Source organism: Halorhodospira sp. 9621, from assembly GCF_022228055.1.
GTDB lineage: Bacteria > Pseudomonadota > Gammaproteobacteria > Nitrococcales > Halorhodospiraceae > Halorhodospira > Halorhodospira halophila_A.
This window is the reverse complement of the sequence record NZ_JAJNRD010000123.1, coordinates 1-392: the sequence shown is the minus strand read 5'-3', so window position 1 is coordinate 392 and position 392 is coordinate 1. Positions and strand designations below refer to the sequence as shown.

The window sequence follows — 392 nt, the reverse complement described above, 5'->3', positions numbered from 1 at the left end:
CCCGAGCCGGAGTTCTTTGTCTTCGACGATGTCCGCTGGGGCGCCGACATGAGCGGCACCTTCTACAAGATTGACTCGGAGGAAGCCGGTTGGAACTCCGAGCGGGTCTACAAGGATGGCAACATCGGCCACCGCCCCGGCGTGAAGGGCGGTTACTTCCCGGTCCCGCCGGTGGACTCGCTGCACGACATCCGCGCTGCCATGTGCCAGGCCATGGAAGAGATGGGCCTGGAGCCGGAGGTCCACCACCACGAGGTGGCCACCGCCGGGCAGTGCGAGATCGGTGTCGCCGCCCGCACCCTGGTCAAGAAGGCCGACGAGCTGCAGACGCTCAAGTACTGCGTGCACAACGTCGCCCACGCCTACGGCAAGACCGCCACCTTCATGCCCAA

The 392-nt window shown here is 65.8% G+C and carries 1 pseudogene; it reads left to right on the top strand.

The window, feature by feature from the left end:
* Nucleotides 1–392: pseudogene (gene glnA, locus LRF89_RS13395) on the top strand (glutamine synthetase); the annotation flags it as partial.